Here is a 20,531-nt window from a genome sequence, read left to right on the forward strand (position 1 = left end):
TGCCGGCCCTTTCAGACAGACCGTCCTGCCGGCGGCACCGTCATTCGTACAGGAAACAGGCCACAGCCTGGCCGTCGCCGTGATCGCGCAGGGTGGGAACTTCCGCGCGGCACCGGTCGGTGGCATACTGGCAGCGCTCGCAGAAGGGGCAGCCTTTGGGACGTTCCAGCACGCTGGGAACTTCGCCCAGCAGCTTGATGCGTTCGCGTCCGGCTTCCACCTTTGGATCGGAGATGGGCACCGCCGAAAGCAGGGCTTTGGTGTAGGGGTGCAGCGGATTTTCGTACAGAGTTTCCGCCTTGGCCGTCTCCATCACCCGGCCCAGATACATGACCATGACCCGGTCGCTGATGTGCTTGACCACCGAAAGGTCATGGGCAATGAACAGGTAGGTCACATGGAGTTTGGCCTGCAGGTCTTCCAGCAGGTTGATGACCTGCGCCTGCACCGAGACGTCCAGGGCCGAGACCGGTTCGTCACAGATGATCACGTCCGGATTAGAAGCCAGAGCGCGGGCAATGCCCAGGCGCTGGCGCTGACCGCCGGAAAATTCCCGGGGAACGCGGGTGCGGTAAGCGGGGTTCAAGCCCACAAGGGAGAACAGTTCGTCGATGCGGGCATCGTATTCCGCCTTGGAGTGGACCAGATGGTTGATCTTGAGGGGCTCGCCCACGATGGATTCCGCCGTCTGACGGGGGTCCAGGGAGGAGAAGGGATCCTGGAAGATCATGGTAATCTTGGAACGGATGGGTTTCAGGTCGTGTTCCTTCATGTGGGCAATGTCGGTGCCCTTGTACAGGATCTTGCCTTCGGCGGGGGTCAGGGCCCGCATGATGCACTTGGCCAGGGTGGATTTGCCGCAGCCGGATTCACCCACAATGCCCAGGGTCTCGCCGGTGCGGACGTAGAAGCTCACATCCTGTACCGCGTGTACTTCACCGATCTTGCGCTTCATCATGCCGCGGTACAGCGGGAAACTCATGCGCAGATGGTCCACTTCCAGGCAGACTTCGTCGGAAATCTGTTTGGCGGCCGCCGCCTGGCTCTGCTCCCCCATGGCCCGGTGCTTGGCCTCGATTTCTTCCCGGGTCAGGTAGCAGCGGACATAGTGGTCCTTTTCCGGCTCGGCCCGCAAGTCGCAGAGCTTTTCCTTGCAGCGGTCTTCCCGGAAGGGGCAGCGGGCGTAGAACTTGCAATAGGTGGGCATTTCGGCCGGGTTTGGCGGCATACCCTCGATGGGAACCAGCTTGCGGTCCTTGGGATCATCCAGCCGGGGCACGGCGGCCAGAAGACCGCGGGTATAGGGGTGAGAGGGATTTTCAAACAGGGTGTACTTGTCGCCGGATTCCACAATGTTGCCACCGTACATGACATAGATGCGGTCGGCATACCGGGCCACCAGGCCCAGGTTGTGGGTCACGATGATGACCGACACATCCTCTTCCTTGGTCAGGCGCTGGATCAGTTCCAGGATCTGTGCCTGGGTGGTCACGTCCAGGGCGGTGGTGGCTTCGTCCGCAATGAGGACTTCCGGCTTGGCCGCCAGCACCATGGCGATCATGATGCGCTGGCGCATACCGCCGGAAAATTCCAGCGGGTACTGGTTGTAGCGGATTTCCGGGTTGGCAATGCCCACCTTTTCCATCATAGCAATGGCCTGGCGCTTGGCTTCGGCCTTATCCACCTTCAGGTGAGTCATGATGTTTTCGGAAATCTGGTACCCCACCGTCAGGATGGGGTTCAGGCTGGTCATGGGCTCCTGGAAGATCATGCCGATCTTGCCGCCGCGGATGGCCCGGGCCTGTTCGGATTCCGGCCCGTAGTCCAGGGCGTTGCCCTCGATGCCTTCCACGTGAACTTCGCCGCTGACCTTGCCCGGAGGAAGGATCAGCTGCAGAATGCTCATGGACGTGACCGACTTGCCGCTGCCGGATTCGCCCACCAGACCGACGATTTCGCCGCGGCGCAGCTCAAAGGAAACGCCATCCACGGCCTTGGTCCGGGTACCTTTGTCAAAGGGGAAGGTGGTGACGATATTTTTGGCCTCCACCAACAGTTCTTTCTTTTCCATCATGTACCTCCTTATGCACCGCGCAGCGAGGGATCCATGGCATCACGGATGCCGTCGCCCAACAGGTTCAGGCTGATGATCAGCAGGGCCAGGCAGATGCAGGGTGCCAGAACGTACAGCGGGCTGGTCATCAGGTAGGGGCGCGCTTCGTTGATGATGGAGCCCCAGGAGGCAGTGGGAATCTTGATGCCGATGCCCAGGAAGCTCAGGCCGCTTTCCATCATGATGGAGGTGCCCACGCTCTGGGTGGCCATCACGATAATGGGCGAAATGCTGTTGGGCAGCACATGCTTGATCATGATCTTGAGCTTGTTTTCGCCCGAAAGCTTGGCTGCCAGGATGTAGTCGGTGCTCATGACACTCAGGGAGGAGGCGCGCATCATGCGCAGCATACCGGGGATGGTGGTGATGCACAGGATGACCGCCATGTTCAGCATGCCGCCGCCCAGCAGGGACAGCAGCGCCATGGCCAGGGCCGTGCCGGGAATGGCCATGAAGGTATCGCAGGCGGCGATGAGCAGCTTGTCCACCGTGCCGCCGTAGAAGCTGGCTACCATACCCAGCAGGCAGCCGATGATGGCCGCCATCAGGGTGGCGATGACGCCGGTGAGGATGGACACCCGGGTGCCGTACACCAGGCGGGAGAACAGGTCGCGGCCGTAGATGTCGGTTCCCAGAAGGTGCTCCGCGCTCATGGGCGCAAATTTGTTGAGGATGTCCACCGCGTTGGGATCATAGGGTGCAATGAGGGGGGCAAACAGGGCGATGAGCAGGAAGAAGGCCGTGCCCACCGCCCCGATGATGACAATGCGACGACTGAACATGGTGTGGAAGAAACGGCGGATGTCACGCTGGCGCTGTTCGCGCATGATCTGCTGCCGACTTTTTTCTTCCGGTGCCAGGGTTTGTACAGACATTCTCGGTTCCTCCTTTCTCAGCTCAGACTGATGCGCGGGTCAACCACGACATACAGGAAGTCGGTGAAGAGATACGCCAGCGAGATAATCAGGGCGGACAGCATGACGCAGGCCTGCAGCACAGGCATATCCACGTTGTTGACCGATTCCACCATCAGGCTGCCGATGCCGGGGATGGCAAAAACATTTTCCACAAAGACGGTCATGCCCATCATCATGGCCAGGCGCTGGCCGATCATGGTGATGATGGGGACCAGGCCGTTGCGCAGAACATGCTTGTAGATGATGAAGCCTTCCTTCAAGCCTTTGGAACGGGCGGTGCGCACGTAATCCTGGCGGATGGCCTCCAGCATGCTGGAGCGGGTCTGGCGGCAGACACTGGCGATGCCGCCGATGGACAGGCAGAACAGCGGCATGATGATTTCGCGGATATGTTCCCCGAAATCATCCCAGGGGAAGGTGAACCCGCTGGAAGGCAGCCAGCCCAGTTTGATGCAGAAAATCCACAGCATGACAATGGCGATGACGAAGGATGGGATGCTGCTGATGATGTTGGCAAACATGGTCAGCACACTGTCCTGCCATTTGCCCCGCTTGACGGCGGTGATCACGCCCAGCAGGATGCCGATGGGGAACGAAATAATGGTGGAAGCGAAGCACAGGTACATGGTGACACCGAGCTTTTCGCCGATCACAGCGAGAACGTCGTCATGATACCGGTAGGAGGTACCGAAGTCGCCGTGGAGCACGTCGCCGGCCCAGGCCAGATACCGTACGGGAATGGGTTTGTCCAGATTCAGTTGTTTGAAAGCGACATCATATTCTTCCTGGGTGATGTCGGTGCCGTACAAGGCATAGACAGGATCCTTGGGCATCAGGGAAACCAGCAGGAACGTGAGAACGGAAACGATGACGATGATGATCAGCGTCTGTCCCAGCCGCTTGAACATATATTTTGCCACGCGCAGTCAACTCCTTCCGTGTTGCGGAAATCGGTTCAGAATCTCAAAATCCGGGATAAATGGGCAAAACGAGAGCACGGCGCAGCGGTCTTGCGGGTGGTCACCCGCATGCGGGCCGCTGCACCGTGCCGGATTGTTTTGCTCAGGTTGCCAGAATGTACCGCGCATCAGCTGCGGGTGGTCCACATTTCCATGGGATCCATCATGGTGCCGCACATGGCGTCATCGGTGAAGGTGGCCCAATCCTGGGTGAAGATGTTGGCGGTGGTGTTGTACATCGGCCAGATCCAGCTGCCGGTGTGGACATAGTAGTCGGAATAGTTGAACAGGGCAGTGTCTTCTTCTTCCTGGGTGGTGGCACTGGTGACGGCATTCCACAGGGTCACGATCTGGTCATCCCAGGTAGAGGATGCGCCGTAGGTGGCGGTGGGGTTGATGTGCTTGGTGAAGCGGTCGGTCTGCAGGGTGTTGGGGAAGTACAGGCAGGTGATGCAGATACCGGTCTGGGTGGCCTTGGCGCCGATGTAGTCGGACTGGACCAGGGTGTAGTCAACGAACTCGCACTCTGCGGTGATGCCGATTTCGGCCAGACCCGCCTGCAGCATGGTGGCGGCGCTGGAGAAGGGAGAAGACGTGTAGATGGTGGTGGTGAAGCCGTTGGGATAACCCGCATCGGCCAGCATCTGTTTGGCCTTTTCGGGGTCATAGCTGCTCTTCTCGATGGATTCGTCGTAGTAGCTCATGCCGGTCATGCCGATGGCGTCGGTGTGGTAGCCCAGAGAGCCGCCCAGGCCGGTGGCCATGGTCTGCCAGTCGATGCCGTACATGAAGATGGCTTCGCGGACTTCCTGATTGTACAGGGGATCGTTTTCGTCAATGGACAGGGGCACGGCCAGGAACTGGGCGTCGGCGCTGCCGCTGCTGGTCTTCATGGGCTCGAAGCCGGCGGCGGTCAGCTGATCCACCACGGTGGGATCGCTGGTGGTCATGCGATCAATCTCGCCGTTGAGGAAGGCCGCCAGCATGGTGGTGGCGTCGGCCATGTACAGGTACTCGATGCGGTCCGGGGCCGGGGTCTCATCGCCCCAGTAGTTTTCGTTGCGGGTGTAGGTCAGGGAAACATCAGGCACGAACTCTTCCAGCACATAGGGACCGGTGCCCATCATGTTGTTCAGCATCCAGTCAAGGCCCTTTTCGTCAAAGGTATCCTTGGAGAAGACGAACTGGCCCAGAACCCACTGTTCATAGTTCAGGGAGAAGGAATCCCAGGTGATCTGCACGGTGTAGTCGTCCAGGGCTTCCACGCTGGTGGGGCTGCCGATGGTGCTGTCGGTGCCGTAATCCGCACGGCTGGCCAGGCTGAACACCACATCGTCGGCCGTCATGGGGGTGCCGTCGCTGAAGGTGGCGTTCTGCACCAGGTGCAGGGTCAGGGTGTGGGCTTCGTCATCCCGCTCCCAGCTTTCGGCCAGGCAGGGATCCCAGGTCATATCCTGGCGCTGCCAGGCCAGCGGCTCATACACCGGCCAGCCGTAACTGGCCAGGCTGACCTGTTTATAAGGACTGAAGAACTCGCCCAGCACATCGGAGGTACCGAAGATCATGGTGCCGCCTTCTGTCTTTTCGCTGGCGGCCTCTGCCGTAGCGGTGTCGGTGGCGGCGCTGGAAGTTTCCTCCGTGGTAGAGGAAGAGGAACTGCCGCAGGCAGTCAGCAACATGGATGCCGCCAACGCAACGGCGCAGCCCTTTGCAAGCAAGCTGTGTACTCGTTTCATACTGTTCTCTCCTTTTTGTTTGTTGTTTTGTTCTTCGGGTCGGGACCCGGCCATCGCCGCGTTCCCTTTCGCTGGTTCCAGTAAACCATGCCCCGCCCCGCTTCGCAAGAATCACTCTTTTTCGTCCACATTCGTTTTTTGACAAACCGCAAAAAGTGACGCCCCACCCCGGTGAACACAGGAATGAAGGGTTGTGTTTATTCGGTGGAAATAACGCATCACGGGGTACACATCAAAAATCGATGGATCCTCAAAAAGCAATGTCTTTTTGTTGAAATCATCTATCCATCGCTATTTTTTCCAATTCCGTTTCCAGGTTTTCCGGTGCCTTCATCCCGTGTTCCTCCAGCCAGGCCCGCAGACTGGCAAAACGACGCCAGCCTGTTTCTTCGGCAGCCGCAGGCAACAGCCGGCGCAGGCAGGCTGCGGCTTCGGGGGTATCCAGCATCTTGCCCAGCAGTGTATCCAGGTGAAACACCTTTCCCAACGGCCGGACCGGACGATAGGTCACGGCATAGCGCCCGGCCCCCACCCGGCACACCCCCTTATCCACATCCGCAAACAGAGGATTGTTTTCCTTGTACAGTTCTGTCGGCGCAAAGGGCAGTTCCACCAGTGCGCGGCAGCCGAAGGGAACGGTCAGTTCCAGCGTGAAAAGGCCATCCGTTCCGGTTTTCCAGGCCACCGCATACCGGCCCGCCGCGCTGCGATATTCGGTACACAAGTGTCCGATGCGCCGGTCCGGCCGCGGCGCTATGCGGACGGTGCGGAATCCGGGGGCCGAATCCATCGGCCGCAGACCGGCGGCATACTGCCACACCCATTCCAGAACAGCGCCATAGCTGTAATGGTTCAGGCTGTTCATCCCGGTGGAGGAAATCTTTCCGTCGGCATCCAGGCTGTTCCAGCGCTCCCACACGGTGGTGGCCCCCAGTTTCACCTCATGCAGCCAGCCGGGATACTCCTCCCGGAGCAGCAAATCCCAGGCCAGTTCATCCATCCCGCATTGGCTCAGGGTCGGGCAGAGCAAGGGCGTGCCCACAAAACCGGTCCGCAGTTCGTTATCCACCAGAGCCAGGCTTTCCCGCAGCGCCGCCGCGGCACGGGCCGTGTCCGGCCACAGCCCGTAATGCAGTGTCAGAAGATGGGCCGTCTGTGTGTCCACGCAGCAGCGCCCCGTGGGGGAGAAGTATTCCCCACGGATCCCTTCCAGCACCTTTTCCGCCAGTTGCTCATACCGGCGGGCTTCTTCCGGCCGTCCCAGCAAAGCTGCTGTGCGGGCCACAATCCGGGCACTGCCCAGATAGTAGCTGTCTGCAATCAGCCCCTTATCCGTGGCGCCCTGCATGGTGTCCGCCCGGTGTGCCGGATGGTCCAGGGCCAGCCAGTCTCCGAAATGGAAGTGCCGGCGCCAACCGTGGTCGGTGCCGTCCACCCCGGTGATGTAGTCCACCCAGGCGCGCATGGAGATATACTGTTCCTCCAGAATCCGTTTGTCTCCGCTGAACAGGTACAGCACCCAGGGCAGAATGCAGACTGCATCCCCCCAGGCGGCGGAGCAGTCCAGATCTCCGTTGCGCCCTACGCTGGGCACCGTATTGGGTACACGGCCTTCCGCCTGGGCCTGTTCCTCCGCCATGTCATGCAGATACTTGCGGTAAAAGGCGTAATTTTCGGTAAAATAGCAGGCTGTGGGCGCAAAGACCTGGGCGTCGCCGGTCCAGCCCAGCCGTTCGTCCCGCTGGGGACAGTCGGTGGGCAGATCGATGAAATTGCTGCGCTGCCCCCAGCGCACATTTTCAATCAGGCGGTTCAGCAGCGGGTGTCCGGTGGTCAGGGTGCCAATGGGCTCCACATCCGACCACAGGGGCAACGCGGTAAAGTCCTCTGCCTTCAGGCCGGGGTACCCCTGCACCCGCACATAGCGATATCCGTAAAAGGTAAAATGGGGTTCCAGCACCGCATCCGTCCCCGCCGAGCGCCAGCGGTATTCGGCTGCCGCCGTGCGCAGATTGTCCCGGTAGAAACAGCCATCCTGGAGCACCTCCCCAAACTGCAGAAGAACCTCCTGCCCGGCCGGCACACCATGTACGTGCAGGCGAAAGATACCGGCCAGGTTCTGCCCTATATCCAGCACCTGTTCCCCTGCCGGAGTGCACAGCAGGGTGGCTTTCCGTTCTTCCTGCACCTTGACCGGCAGCGAAAACCGAGCCGTCAGGACCCCTTCCGGCTCCCGGCACAGGCGCACCGGTTCTTCCGGTGCGGGCGGCATGGTATCGTCCCTTCCCTCCCCCTCATAAATGCCGGAAAACACCAGATTGCTGCGCCGCACGCGCCAGCTTTCATCCGTAACCAGGCAGTGCTCCCTTCCGTCGCGGCACCGCACGTGCAGTTCGGCAATCAGCTTTTTCTCCCGCCCGTAAAAGGGCGGATCACCCGGTCTGGTATCCAGTCCGTACCGGCCGGCATACCAGCCGTTGCCCAGCAGAATCTGCAGCTGTCTGGCCCCGCCGTTGATGGCCCGGGTCAGATCCAGGGTCTGGTACTGCAGCCAGCGCCGGTAATCCTGGCACCCCGGTGCCAGGTATTCCTCCCCCACCCGCAGGCCGTCCACATACACTTCATACAGTCCCAGGCCGCATACATACAGCCGGGCGCTGGTTACGGGCCCAAAGTCCGGCAGGTCACGCAGGAAAATGGGATGCCGGGGGGCTTCCCCTATGCAGGCAACCCATTTTGCCTGCCACGGTTCCTTCTGCTTGGCGGTCTCAAACCACTGGGTTTCTCCGGTTGCCCGTTCCTGGGCATCGGTGCATACCGTGACTCGCCAATAATAGCGGGTACGCGGTGCCAACGTCAGCGTCAGTTCCGTGGCCAGAGAATCCAGCTCCGCCTCGCCCGTATCCGCCGCAACATCCGTGAATGCCGGATCTCGCGCTACTTCCAGGCGCGACGATACCGCCGTATGCCCCGCAGATTCTTCGACCTGCCAGGAAAACACCGGATTTTCCAACGCAAATCCCAATGGGTTTTTCAGATGATTGACCCGGCAATGCACAACCCGCATATACAGCACGCTCCTCGCTATTGATGATTGTTCTTTGTTTTAGATACAAAAATCTATATTATGCATACTCAGTAAATCACATCCGGGGGGACATCCGCAAGCTTCATATTTTTTCATGGCGCTTTTTTGACGTTGCTGCAACGAGCAGGGCAAAAAACAACGCTGCCGAAAAATATGATGTTTGACACCGTGTACGCGTAGTAGATATAATTCTATATGTATGGACTGCTGTGGCAACGCGGTCCTGTCTGCATTTTGAACAGGGGGAGGGTTCTGAATGCCGGATACTTCACCACACAAAAAAGGACGTTTGCGCCGGGAACGCGCATTGACCGTTGTGATCGGCGGTGCGGTTCTGGCCGTACTGATCTTTTCGTTTTCTCTGCTGCTGGTCAACATCAACCGCGTAAATCAAAGTACGGAACGGGTACTGAACGCCCAGGCCGAAACCGTGGCCCATCAGACCACCGACCTGCTGAACAGCTATGCCCGCCTTTGCGAAACGCTGACTGCCAATCAATCGCTGGACTCCTTTGCCGGATATGACGGCAGTGAAGGGGAAGAGGCCCTGACCGTGGCCGGCTATTCTTTGCGCAAAGACCTGAACTCTCTGGTGGCCATGTATGGTTCGGACATCAATACCCTGGCCGTGTATTTTACCAACAGCGATGCGGTGATCACCATGGCCCGGCAGCTGACCCGGGAACAGAATCATCTGTTTTTTGACAGCTACCCGGATCTTTCCCCTGCCGTTTTGCAGCAGATTCCCATGGGGCAGAATTGGCTGACCCATTTTTCCACCGACACGGACAGCCATTGTTATATCATCCGCCGCATTTCCAACCAGGGAAACACCGTGGCCTATGCCATGGTGGAATTTGATCTGGATGGATTCGTGACCCGCATTTCGCCGGACAACAGCTGTCTGTTTGTGGGCAACGCAGACGAGATCCTGTATTGCCGCACCGAAAACGAAGACGTGCTGGAAAGCCTGTCCCAGACCAGCGAAGTCACCAAACAGACGCTGGAAGACTGCCGGTATATCACCGTCGTATCCGAAACCAATCTGCCGGATGTGCGGATTCTGGTGGGCGTTTCCACCGAGGAACTTGTCCAGATCCAGTGGATTTCGCTGGTGGTCATGGCGGCCACCGGCATTCTGGTGCTGGCCAGCATTGTGATCCTGGTATTCTGGCTGAACAGACAGCTGTTTGCTCCCGTGGAATATCTGCTGGAAACCACCCGCCGCGAGGCCGGGGATGTGCAGAACAGCCTGCGTTCCATTGCGGAAGACTTTGTGGCCGCCAAACTCGACAACGATACCATGCGCCGGGAGCGCAGCAGTATCCTGCCGCTGGCCCTGGGACGGCAGCTCAACCGTATGACGGAATCTTCCAGCAGCGAGGATACCTTGCTCTGTGCCCAATCCAGCCTGTTGCTGGCCGGACTGCGCGACGGAGAAGGCTATGCACTGTTTGCCGTTTGCTGCGCGGAAGACCGCAGCAATTTCTTCAAGGATATGCGCCACGACCCGCGTCTGACCACCCAGGGAGATCTGTTCCACTATCTGCTCAACAATGTGCTGACCGACCTGGTGTTTCAGGATTTTCCCGGTACGGTGGCGCCTTTCCGGGACGAATGGTTCCTGGTCATCCTGTCCTGCGGCAGCGCGGCCGACGCTGAACAGATCGAAACCATTGTGCAGAAGCTGCTGGATACCTATGAAAAGACCTTCGATGCCACCTTGGTGACCACCCACACATTCTGGGGCACCACACCGGCGGAATTTGCCCGCTCGGTGTTCTCCATTTCGCAGGAAATTTCTTACATGGACTTCTGGGGTTCCAATCGGGAAGCCGGCGCCGACGACGGTATGGAGGATACCTTTCCTTTGTATCGCAAACTGATCCGCAAGGTTTTTGCCCGCCTGAATCTGGAGGATTACGACAGCATTCCCGCCTTGCTGGACGAACTGTTCGCTCAGACCCTGCCCAGCGGGATGGAAGACCTGCAGACCACCAAGCACCGGATCTATGCCCTGTCAGCCCTGATTCTGGCCAGCATAGACGAACAACTGGGCGGAGACCGGAATTTTACGGTAGTGAACAGCTTTGAGCAGCGCCTGTACCACACCGAAAACATTGCGGATTTCAAGAAAGAACTGACAGCCATCCTGAACGAACTGGCCGCCTACAAAAAGGCCGAAAACAACACGGCGGCCGTTCCCAGCAAAATGGAGGAGGTCAAGCAGTACATTCTGGAGCATTATACCGAAAACGAGCTGACCGCCTCTTCCATCGCCGCCGAATTCCAGATGAGCGGGTCCTATTTGTCCCGCGCATTCAAGGAACACACCGGTACCAACATTCTGGACTACATTCAGAAGCTGCGGGTGGAAAAAGCAAAAACACTGCTTGCCACCGAGTCCGTAAAGGTAGTGGCCCAGCAGGTGGGATTCTGGGATACCCAGGGCCTGGTGCGGGCGTTCAAAAAGCACGAGGGCGTGACCCCCAGCGAATTCCGCAAGCTCCGCGAAACGCCGCAGAGCTGACGGGCACGGAATTTGTCCCGGCATTGCCGTGGGAAGCGATTTTCCGCAACCAAAAAGGAGCAGCAGAACCATATGGTTCTGCTGCTCCTTTGTTTTGTCCTTTGCCGCCTTACAGGCTTTGCGCCAGATACCCGGCCACATCAAAATCATCCAGGGTGCAGTCCTTGCGCAGGTACAGCGGATGGTGGGGGTGGCCCTTTTTGGAGCGGGCGCCGGCGGAATACCAGCGGGCCCCCAGCTCGTTGCCGATTTCGATCATATCCCGCAGGCAGGTCGCCAGGTAGGGGCGCTTTTCGATGATGGTGCCCCAGGCAGCCCAGACGGCGGGGGCACCGCTGCGGGTCTGTTCCAATGCCCAGCGGAAAGCGGCCATGTTCTCCCGGTGCAGCACCGGGTTGCAGGTCTTTTCCATATCGTCGGGGCGGGTGGCCCGCTGGGCGTAGACGTTGAACATGATGAAGCTGTCATACCCGTTGCCCAGGGCGATGCGCTCCACCGACTTGAGGGTGTTGTCCAGGTCGTTGGGGGCGGCGGTGGACGGGTTGATGCCCACGCAGATCAGCGGCTTTTCGCCGGCGGTGCCCAGGATATAACGGTAATCACAGTACATACTGGGAACATAGAGCCAACGGGTAACGTCGTAGTCCTCATGGGGCAGGCGGGCCTGGGCCAGCGCCTGGGCAAAGGGCTGGATCACCTGCCCGGCGGTATCTTGGGTGGGAATGTGCATGGGAAGACCTCCTTGCGGGCGGCTTGCACACTCTGCCGCCCGATGCTATACTCACCCTATCAGGATACAGGCAGGAGAGAAACAATGCAATACCAAACCGTCAAAGAAGGTCGTTTTTTGTCCCGGCCCAACCGTTTTGTGGCCCATGTGGAGCTGGACGGGACCGAGGAGATCGTCCATGTGAAGAATACCGGCCGCTGCCGGGAACTGCTGGTGCCGGGGGCCCGGGTGTACCTGGCCGATTCCGGCAATCCCCACCGCAAGACCCGGTACGACCTGATCGGGGTAGAAAAGGGCCCGCTGCTGGTGAACATGGACTCCCAGGCCACCAACCGGGTGTTCGGGGAGTGGGCCGGGGCCGGAAACTTCCGCCCCGGGCTGACTCTGCTGCGCCCCGAGACGGTGTGGGGCAATTCCCGCTTTGATTTTTACTGGGAAGCCACCGGCGGCCGCAAGGGATTTGTGGAGGTGAAAGGGGTCACCCTGGAAGAGAACGGCCATGCCCGATTTCCCGACGCCCCCACCCTGCGGGGGGTGAAACATCTGGAAGAGCTGACCCGCTGCCGGGCCGAAGGGTACGAAGCCACCGTCTGTTTTGTGCTGCAGATGGGCGGCATGGTGGATTTTGGCCCCAACGACCTCACCCATCCGGCTTTCGGCGACGCGCTGCGCCGGGCCGCCGCAGCCGGGGTGGAGGTGCTGGCCATGGAATGTACCGTCACTCCCGACACCCTGACCATCCACAAACCGGTTCCGGTGCGGCTGTGAGCCCCCGGACATACAAAACAGCCGCCTCCTTATCCGGGAGGCGGCTGCTTGTTTCATGCGGGAAAAATCAGGCCAGAGCCTTTTCCATACGGGCGCGGATTTCCTTGAGGAATTCCAGGGAAGTGACCTTGCGGGCCGGGGTCTCCCCTTCCCACATGGCGCACAGGTCGCCGGTCATGACGCCGGACTCGATGGTGTCGATGGTGGCTTTTTCCAGGGCATCGGCAAATTTGCCCAGGGCGTCGATGCCGTCCAGCTCGCCGCGCTTGCGCAGGGCGCCGGACCAGGCAAAGAGGGTGGCCACCGGGTTGGTGGAGGTCTCCTCCCCCTTCAGGTACTTGTAATAGTGGCGGGTGACGGTGCCGTGGGCGGCCTCATACTCATAGTTGCCGTCCGGAGAAACCAGCACCGAGGTCATCATGGCCAGGGAACCGAAGGCGGTGGAGACCATATCGCTCATCACGTCGCCGTCATAGTTCTTGCAAGCCCAGATGAAGCCGCCCTTGGAGCGGATGACCCGGGCCACGGCGTCATCGATGAGGGTGTAGAAGTATTCGATGCCCAGGGCCTCGAATTTTTCCTTATACTCGGCGTCGTAGATTTCCTGGAAGATGTCCTTGAAGGTGTGGTCGTACTTCTTGGAGATGGTATCCTTGGTGGAGAACCACAGGTCCTGCTTGGTGTCCACGGCGAACTGGAAGCAGGAACGGGCGAAGGAGGTGATGGAGCTGTCCTTGTTGAACTGGCCCTGAATCACACCGGCGCCGTCAAAATCGTTGATGGTCTCCCGGAAGGTGGTGCCGTCCGCCCCGGTAAAGACCAATTCGGCCTTGCCCGGGCCGGGAACGCGGTATTCGGTGGCGCGGTACACGTCACCGAAGGCGTGACGGGCGATGGTGATGGGCTTCTGCCAGGTGCGCACCACCGGAGAGATGCCCTTGACCATGATGGGCGCCCGGAAGACGGTGCCGTCCAGAATGGCGCGGATGGTACCGTTGGGGCTCTTCCACATCTGGGTCAGGTTGTATTCCTGCACCCGTTGGGCGTTGGGGGTGATGGTGGCGCACTTGACCGCCACGCCGTACTTCTTGTTGGCGTTGGCCGCGTCCACCGTCACCTGGTCTTTGGTTTCCTCCCGGTGGACCAGGCCCAGGTCGTAGTACTCGGTCTTCAGGTCCACGAAGGGCAGAATGACCTCGTCCTTGATCTGCTTCCACAGAATGCGGGTCATCTCGTCGCCGTCCATCTCCACCAGGGGAGTGGTCATCTTGATCTTTTCCATTGGTACTTTCCTCATTTCTGTCGGACCGGTCACCCCGGGCCCGTTACTGGTTCCGCGCCGCTGGCGGCACGGACATGACAAGTTCGGATGGATTGAGATATGTCCCTATTATAATGCGCAGGGCAGGATTGCGCAAGCACCGCCCTGCGCAATCCTGCCCGCTTTCATTCTTCCCGGCGGTAAAAATACAGCGCCGCCAGCCCGATCAGCAGCGGAAACCCCACGATGCCGTAGTTGACGCCCCAGACGCCCCGGGCCGCCACCCCGGCGGCCACCGTGGGAATCCCGTTGAACAGCAGGGAGAGCAGCATCACGATGGCCACGACCAGACAAACCTTCTTTTTCACGGGAGCACCTCACTTTTGCCGGAACGGACCCGGCTTTTCTGTAAAAATTGTACCACACAGCGGCGGGCGTTGCCACCTTTTGCAAGAAAAATCCGCTTTCCCAGGCGGAAAGCTATACCCCCTTCCCCGTTTTCTATGTTAAAATGAAACAAAACGGCATTGCGGGAAGATACAATACAATCCCCTATCCCGCGGGAAAGGAAGAATCATGGACAGAAAACAGACGGTTTTTTCCCTCTTGCTGGGATTTTCCCTTGTTCTGGCGGGCTGCTCCGCGCCCGCAAGCACCGCACAGCCCTCCCCCACCCCGGCACAGTCATCCGAAGCGGCGGTGACCGCCGCCCCGGCCCCGGAGGTGACTACCGCCCCGGAGAATCAGCTGGTCTTTTCCCAGTCGGCGGCGGGGGCCCGGACGGCGGACGGGTTTTATACCGTCCATACCTATGACGACTGGACCGGCTGCCTGGTCTTTTACGACTACGCCTCCCGGCAGGCGGTTCCGGTGTGTTCCCAGCCCAACTGCGAACACCACGACGAAACCTGCCCCGCCTGGTTCGGGGACAAGGGCAACATTCCCCGCCTTCTCACCAACGGGGAACAGCTGGTCCTGTGCTACCTGAACACCCCCGCCCGCATCGAGACGGCCAACCCGGACGGCAGCAACCGCCGGGTTCTGTATGAGTTTGCGGCCAATGCCACCCCGGGAGATGGGCTGTGCATGGATGAAGATGCGGTGTACCTTCTGTCCACCAGCGTTTCCGATGAAGCGGACAGCCGCCAGGACCTGCTGCGCATCGACCTGGCGGACGGCAGCTTCGATCCCTTATGGAGCGGATCCACCACCGGCGGCAGCTACGCCTTTCTGGCGGGATGCCGGGACCATTACCTGGTACTGAAGGAAATCCGCCGCAACACCCAGCAGGCCGAAACGGCGGAACAGCTGGCCGACCAGACCCACACCCTGCTGTCGGTGGACCCCCGGGACGGCAGCACCGCCCCACTGTACGCATGGCAGCAGGGGGATCTGCTGGAATCCGCTTTGCCGGATACTTTGTACGGCATCACCGCTGACCACCGCCTTTGCGCCTTTGCCGGTGATGAGCAGCTCACCGAGCTGGCCCGGGACGACCGGTTTGTCCCGTCGGTGACCGTGATTCAGTACGCCGACGAGGACGCCCTCTGGTTTACCGCTCCGGAAAACGGCACGGAGGGAAAAAGCAGCCTGTACCAACTGAATCTGGCCGACGGGACCATTGCCCCGGTACCGCTGGCCCAGGGACGCTCCCTGACCGTGCTGGGGGAAACCGGCGACGATCTGTTTGTGCGCATCACCGCCGACGACAGCCTGCAGGCTTCTCTTGACACCCGGTATGCCCTGGTGCCCAAAGACCGGATGACCACGGCGCAGGACGACAGCGCACTGGAGGAATTCACCGAACTGTTCTGATGGTTGCCGCAGACGGTGACATCCCGGATACAACCGGTTCCTACAATCAAAGCAGGATTGGTTCACGATTGCAGGAATTCAAGTTTCGGGAGGTGCTTGTCTGTGAAAAAAGGAACTTTTTTACTGAGCGCATTGCTGGCCTGCCTGCTGCCGGCCCTGCCCCTGGCCGGCTGTGCTTTTTCCCCGCCGGAAGCCGTTACCGGGGGTGTACAGTTTACCGCGCTGCAGCAAAGCGACGGGTGGAATTACGGCGGCTCGGGACCGGACGGATTTTATTTTGTTTCCGCCGATTGCCGGGAGGACGGTTCCACCAATCTGCTGTATCTGGACTACGCCACCGGGCAGCAGGTCTATCTGTGCAGTCAGCCCAACTGCAGCCATGACACCGACGCCTGTACCAGCTATCTGCCCTACTCGGCCGGCGGAATTCTGTCCAGCGTGGTGGGGGACCGGCTGGTGCTGATCTTTCCGGGTAATCTCCAAGAAGCTGCCGGGACGGATACGGTGCTGCCCCACATCGAAACCATGGGCCTGGACGGCAGTGACCGGAAAACCACCGTCACCTTCGGGGCCAACTAGGTGATCAGTCGTCCCCTTGTGACCGATGGGCAGTACCTGTACACCCGGCTGAGCACCACCACTGAGGACGGCAGTTTCACCGCCCAGCTGGTGCGCATCGACCCCGACGGCGGAGAGCCCGAAGCCCTGTGCGACCTGAACCAGGAATGGCTCAAAGGCGGTGCGGGCTCCCGGCTGATTCTGTGGGACGCCGACCAGACCTACGCTGCCTACGACCCCGCCACCGGGGAACGCACCACCCTGTATCAGGCAGAGGACGCCCTTTTCACCTCCAACCTCTTTGGTTCCACCCTGGCGTATCTGCAGGATGGGGTCTTTCACCTCCTGGATGTAACTACCGGGGAGGACAAGGTCCTGTCCGGATACCAGGTTTCCGAGGAAGAAAAGCCCTGTATTTCCATCCTCGATGCCGATGAGGATCACCTGATCTTCCGCCTGGAAAACTCCGGATCCTCCACCTATTCCATGCTGACGGCAGACCAGCCCCCGCAGCCGTGGAACCTGGTGTATTCCGCCGGCGGCACCGACATGCCCTATGCACGGATCACCCCGGTGGGGGACGACCGGTATCTGGTGGTTGCCGGCCAGGATTCTCCCCAGGGTTCCGGTTTGCAGGAAGGCCCCTATGCCGTCACCGGCGCCCCGCAATACCGGCTGATGTCCCAGGAGGACTACTGGAACGGCATCGTCCCGAAATAACTTTGATACATCTCACCTGCATGCTATATGCAGAAACTTGAACACGGGAAGTTGAACGTATGCCCACACTTGTACTGGATTCTCTGCGCAAAAGCTATCCCCTGCCCGCCCCGCTGCTGCGGCGGCGGGAGACCGGCAGACCAAACCTCAAACAGGCCCTGGACGGGGTATCCCTGACCCTGGGTCCGGGGTTGTACGGCCTGCTGGGCCCCAACGGGGCGGGAAAGAGCACCCTCATCCACATCATCACCGGCACCCTGGCGGCGGATTCCGGCCGGGTGCTGTGGGACGGAAAACCCGCCCGGGGCATCGCCTTCCGCCGGGTGCTGGGCTACATGCCCCAGCAGCAGGGGCTGTACGACAGCTACACCGGGCGGCGGTTTCTGGCCTACCTGGCGGCGCTGAAGGAAATTCCCCGCGCCGACGTTGCCGCCCAGGTGGACCGGGTGGCGGCAGCGGTGAACCTGTCCGACGAGCTGGACAAGCGGCTTTCCGCTTATTCCGGCGGCATGAAGCAGCGGCTGCTGCTGGCCTCCGCGTTGCTGGGGGACCCGAAACTGCTGATTCTGGACGAACCCACCGCCGGGCTGGACCCCAAAGAGCGGGTGCGGCTGCGGGAACTTCTGGCCGCCATGGCCGTCGACCGCATCATCCTGGTGGCCACCCATGTGGTCAGCGACGTGGAATCCGTGGCCGCCAAGGTGATTTTGTTGCGGGCGGGACAGATTGTGGACGCCGCCCCGGTGCCGGAACTCATTGAAAAATACGCCCCCGGCCGTGGGCTGGAGGACGTATATCTGCATGTGTTCGGTGAGGGGGACGGAAAATGAGCCTGCTGTTTGCCGAACTGCGCAAGGTGTGGGGCCACCGGGTCTTTCCCCTGCTGCTGGCGGTGCTGGCCGCCGCCAACCTGCTGCTTCTCTGGATGGGCACCCGTCCCACCGCCAACCAGCCTGTCGCCGCGGCATACAAGGCCGTTGGTTCCGACCTGGCCGGTATGACCATGGAGGAAAAAGGGACCTTTCTGCACGGCAAGCTGACCGAATACGAAAGCCTTCTGCGCATCGACAACTATTACCGGCAACTGGCCTACGGCGGCAACGTAACGCTGCAAAGCTACCGGGAGGAAAACGCTCCCCTGTTTGAAGAATACGAACAGGAATATCAGGACAAAAGTTACGATTTGTATACCGACAGTCTGACCCTGGAATACCGGCTGTTCTACCAGCTGTGCGGCGAATACGACACGGTGGCCGGATACGGGGACTTTCTGGACAGCGTGCAGACCAAGGCCACCCAGCTGGCGGGCATCTCCATCTTCCAGAAAGATTCCACCGGCTACGATCTGAAAAACATCGAGGTCACCGCCCGCGTTTATGCGGGGCTGAAGGACATCGTCATCGATTACTATCCCCAGAAAGGGCTGTACACCGCCCTTTCCTACGCCTTCACCGATCTGATTCTGCTGGCGGCCATGCTGTTGCTGGCCCTTTTGTTGGTGCGGCAGGAGCGGGACAGCGGCCTGCTGACCCTGGTGCGCAGCCTGCCGGGCGGACGGCTGCAAACCGCCCTGGCCAAGCTGGGGGCTTTTGCCCTGTCCTTGCTGGCCGTTCTTCTGCTGTTGTACGGGGTGAATCTGGCCTACTGCGGGGCGGTGTTTGGGCTGGGGCCCCTGGCCCGCACCATCCAGAGTGTACCCGCCCTTATGCGGTGCACCATGCAGATCACGGTGGGGCGGTATCTCTTCCGGTTTCTGCTGGCCAAGTGGGCCGGGGCTTTTGTGATGGGGCTTTGGGTCATGCTGGCAGCCTTGCTGGCCCGCCGGGCTGCCGCCGGCTGGGTGGGGGCCCTGGTGCTGCCCGGGGCCATGTACGCCGTCCGGGCGGCCATCCCCGCCACCTCCCGGCTGAACGTGGTGAAATACGCCAACCTGGCCAGTCTGCTGCAAACCAACGAGCTGCTGGGCAACTACCGCAACCTGTACTGGTTCGGGTCCCCCGTCGGCCTGCCGCTGGTGGAATGGACCGCCGCCGTCTTGTTCGGTTCAGGGTTTGCGGCGGCTTTCTGCACCGTATTCGCCCGCGCCCAGCTTCTGCCCGCCCCCAAACGGAGCATCCTTCCGGTCATCCTGCACAAAACCCGCCCTACCACCGTTTTGCGGGAGGAAACCCGCAAGCTGCTGGTGCTGAACGGGGCGGCGGTGTTTCTGGCGGTGTTTATCGGGTTCGGCATCTGGCAGGGCGTTACCGCCGAGAGCTATCTCAACGCCGAGGAAATCTACTATGCCGGGTACATGAAAGAGATTTCCGGCCCGTACACCCAACAGACCAGGACCTGGCTGGAACAGCAGGGGGAGGAATTTGCCCCCCTGCTGGCGGCGCAGCAGAAGGTGGCCGCCGGGGAGCTGAGCCCCGACGCCCTGCTGGCCTATTCGGCATTGCAGCAGAAATACGGTGTGTACCAGAGAATCATCAACCAGAACATCAACGGATATCTGGGGCAGAATCCCCAGGCCTGGCTGGTGTACGAAAGCGGATACCGGGAACTGTTCGGCTTTTCCGGCACAGCGGACATCCAGGACACCCTGTATGCGGGGCTTTTGTGTGCTTTGTGCTTTTCGGGGCTGTTTGCCATGGAGCGCAAGGGCGGCATGGAGGAGATTCTGTGCACCACCCCCCTGGGCCGCAGGCGCACCGTGCGGGCCAAACTGGCGGCAGCTTCGGGGGCGGCGGTCCTCATCGCCGCCGGCACCTGCCTGCCCCATCTGATTCAGGTTCTGCGGGATTACGGTCTGCCCGCCCTCTTTGCCCCGGCCATGAGCGTTTCGGAACTGCAGAGTCTGCCGCCCGTTTTCACCCTGTCCGATCTGCTGCTGTTCTGGGTTGTCTGCCGGGTAGCGGCCTGTGTGTGCATGGGGGCCATCACCCTGACCCTGGGCCGGGCTTTCGGCAATGCCTTGCCCGCCCTCTTCCTCAGCGCGGTGGCCTATTGCCTGCCGCCGTTGCTGGATCTTTCCGGAATGGAGGGCGGCATCCGGTGGCTGGGGTTCTGGCCTTTGTTCCACGCTGCCGCCCTGCCGGCGGAAGGGGCCGGTGTGGTGACGCCGGTGTTGCTGGGCGCCGCCGTTGTCCTTTCCTGGGGACTGGGGACAAGGCTGTGCGATCAATATGAAATCAAAACCACCCGTTGAACGGGTGGTTTGAACAGGCCCTATAAGGGCCTATCTCCTGTGGTCGCTCCCTAAAGGGAGCCCCGAAAAGTCTGGCAACCACACTTTTACCACGGGCCGCCCCCTACTCGGGGGCATTTTTTATGCCTTCTTTGCGTTCTCCCCTG

Annotated in this window: 15 protein-coding genes; 7 read left to right on the forward strand and 8 right to left on the reverse strand. The window is 60.4% G+C overall.

Annotation, left to right across the window (positions count from 1 at the left end; genetic code table 11):
* Positions 1–40 precede the first annotated feature (40 nt).
* From H6B15_RS06675 to H6B15_RS06695, 5 genes are all read right to left on the reverse strand, one after another.
* Positions 41–2,071, reverse strand: coding sequence for an ABC transporter ATP-binding protein (locus H6B15_RS06675; protein ID WP_204647218.1), 2,031 nt, complete (start codon positions 2,069–2,071; stop codon positions 41–43).
* An 11-nt stretch (positions 2,072–2,082) separates the two neighbouring features.
* Positions 2,083–2,988, reverse strand: a complete 906-nt coding sequence (locus H6B15_RS06680; RefSeq protein ID WP_204647219.1) for an ABC transporter permease — start codon at positions 2,986–2,988, stop codon at positions 2,083–2,085.
* 17 nt (positions 2,989–3,005) lie between these two features.
* On the reverse strand, positions 3,006–3,950 hold the full coding sequence (locus H6B15_RS06685; RefSeq protein WP_345941950.1) for an ABC transporter permease: 945 nt from the start codon (positions 3,948–3,950) through the stop codon (positions 3,006–3,008).
* A gap of 167 nt (positions 3,951–4,117) precedes the next feature.
* Positions 4,118–5,725, reverse strand: a complete 1,608-nt coding sequence (locus H6B15_RS06690) for an ABC transporter substrate-binding protein (protein ID WP_204647220.1) — start codon at positions 5,723–5,725, stop codon at positions 4,118–4,120.
* A 277-nt stretch (positions 5,726–6,002) separates the two neighbouring features.
* On the reverse strand, positions 6,003–8,792 hold the full coding sequence (locus H6B15_RS06695; protein ID WP_204647221.1) for an alpha-L-rhamnosidase: 2,790 nt from the start codon (positions 8,790–8,792) through the stop codon (positions 6,003–6,005).
* A gap of 337 nt (positions 8,793–9,129) precedes the next feature.
* On the opposite strand from H6B15_RS06695, the gene H6B15_RS06700 reads away from it, so the two are divergent.
* A complete protein-coding gene (locus H6B15_RS06700) occupies positions 9,130–11,343 on the forward strand; it encodes a helix-turn-helix transcriptional regulator (protein WP_345941952.1) in 2,214 nt (737 codons plus the stop codon).
* 109 nt (positions 11,344–11,452) lie between these two features.
* Here H6B15_RS06700 and H6B15_RS06705 read toward each other — a convergent pair whose 3' ends face one another.
* A complete protein-coding gene (locus H6B15_RS06705; protein WP_204647223.1) occupies positions 11,453–12,073 on the reverse strand; it encodes a DUF1643 domain-containing protein in 621 nt (206 codons plus the stop codon).
* An 84-nt stretch (positions 12,074–12,157) separates the two neighbouring features.
* Between H6B15_RS06705 and sfsA the strand changes: the two genes are divergently transcribed.
* Complete coding sequence (gene sfsA / locus H6B15_RS06710) at positions 12,158–12,841, forward strand: DNA/RNA nuclease SfsA (protein ID WP_204647224.1); 684 nt, start codon at positions 12,158–12,160, stop codon at positions 12,839–12,841.
* Positions 12,842–12,908: 67 nt separating this feature from the next.
* Here the strand turns inward: sfsA and H6B15_RS06715 are convergent, their stop codons facing one another.
* On the reverse strand, positions 12,909–14,123 hold the full coding sequence (locus tag H6B15_RS06715; protein WP_204647225.1) for an NADP-dependent isocitrate dehydrogenase: 1,215 nt from the start codon (positions 14,121–14,123) through the stop codon (positions 12,909–12,911).
* Between the two features lie 164 nt (positions 14,124–14,287).
* Positions 14,288–14,470 (reverse strand): hypothetical protein, encoded by a 183-nt coding sequence (locus tag H6B15_RS06720; protein ID WP_204647226.1) that lies wholly within the window; start codon positions 14,468–14,470, stop codon positions 14,288–14,290.
* A gap of 208 nt (positions 14,471–14,678) precedes the next feature.
* Between H6B15_RS06720 and H6B15_RS06725 the strand changes: the two genes are divergently transcribed.
* The 5 genes from H6B15_RS06725 (at position 14,679) to H6B15_RS06745 (ending at position 20,385) form a co-directional block, all read left to right on the forward strand.
* Positions 14,679–15,917 carry a hypothetical protein gene (locus tag H6B15_RS06725; protein WP_204647227.1) on the forward strand — a complete coding sequence of 413 codons (1,239 nt, stop codon included), beginning with the start codon at positions 14,679–14,681 and terminating at the stop codon, positions 15,915–15,917.
* A 102-nt stretch (positions 15,918–16,019) separates the two neighbouring features.
* Complete coding sequence (locus H6B15_RS06730) at positions 16,020–16,496, forward strand: hypothetical protein (RefSeq protein ID WP_204647228.1); 477 nt, start codon at positions 16,020–16,022, stop codon at positions 16,494–16,496.
* Entirely contained in the window at positions 16,497–17,195 is a 699-nt protein-coding gene (locus H6B15_RS06735) for a hypothetical protein (protein WP_204647229.1), read from the forward strand. It abuts the gene before it with no gap.
* A gap of 59 nt (positions 17,196–17,254) precedes the next feature.
* Positions 17,255–18,025, forward strand: a complete 771-nt coding sequence (locus tag H6B15_RS06740) for an ATP-binding cassette domain-containing protein (protein ID WP_204647230.1) — start codon at positions 17,255–17,257, stop codon at positions 18,023–18,025.
* Entirely contained in the window at positions 18,022–20,385 is a 2,364-nt protein-coding gene (locus tag H6B15_RS06745) for a hypothetical protein (RefSeq protein ID WP_204647231.1), read from the forward strand. The genes H6B15_RS06740 and H6B15_RS06745 overlap by 4 nt, the downstream gene beginning before the upstream one ends.
* The last annotated feature ends 146 nt before the right edge of the window (positions 20,386–20,531 follow it).

The organism is Gemmiger formicilis (assembly GCF_016900095.1).
Taxonomy (GTDB): domain Bacteria; phylum Bacillota; class Clostridia; order Oscillospirales; family Ruminococcaceae; genus Gemmiger; species Gemmiger formicilis_A.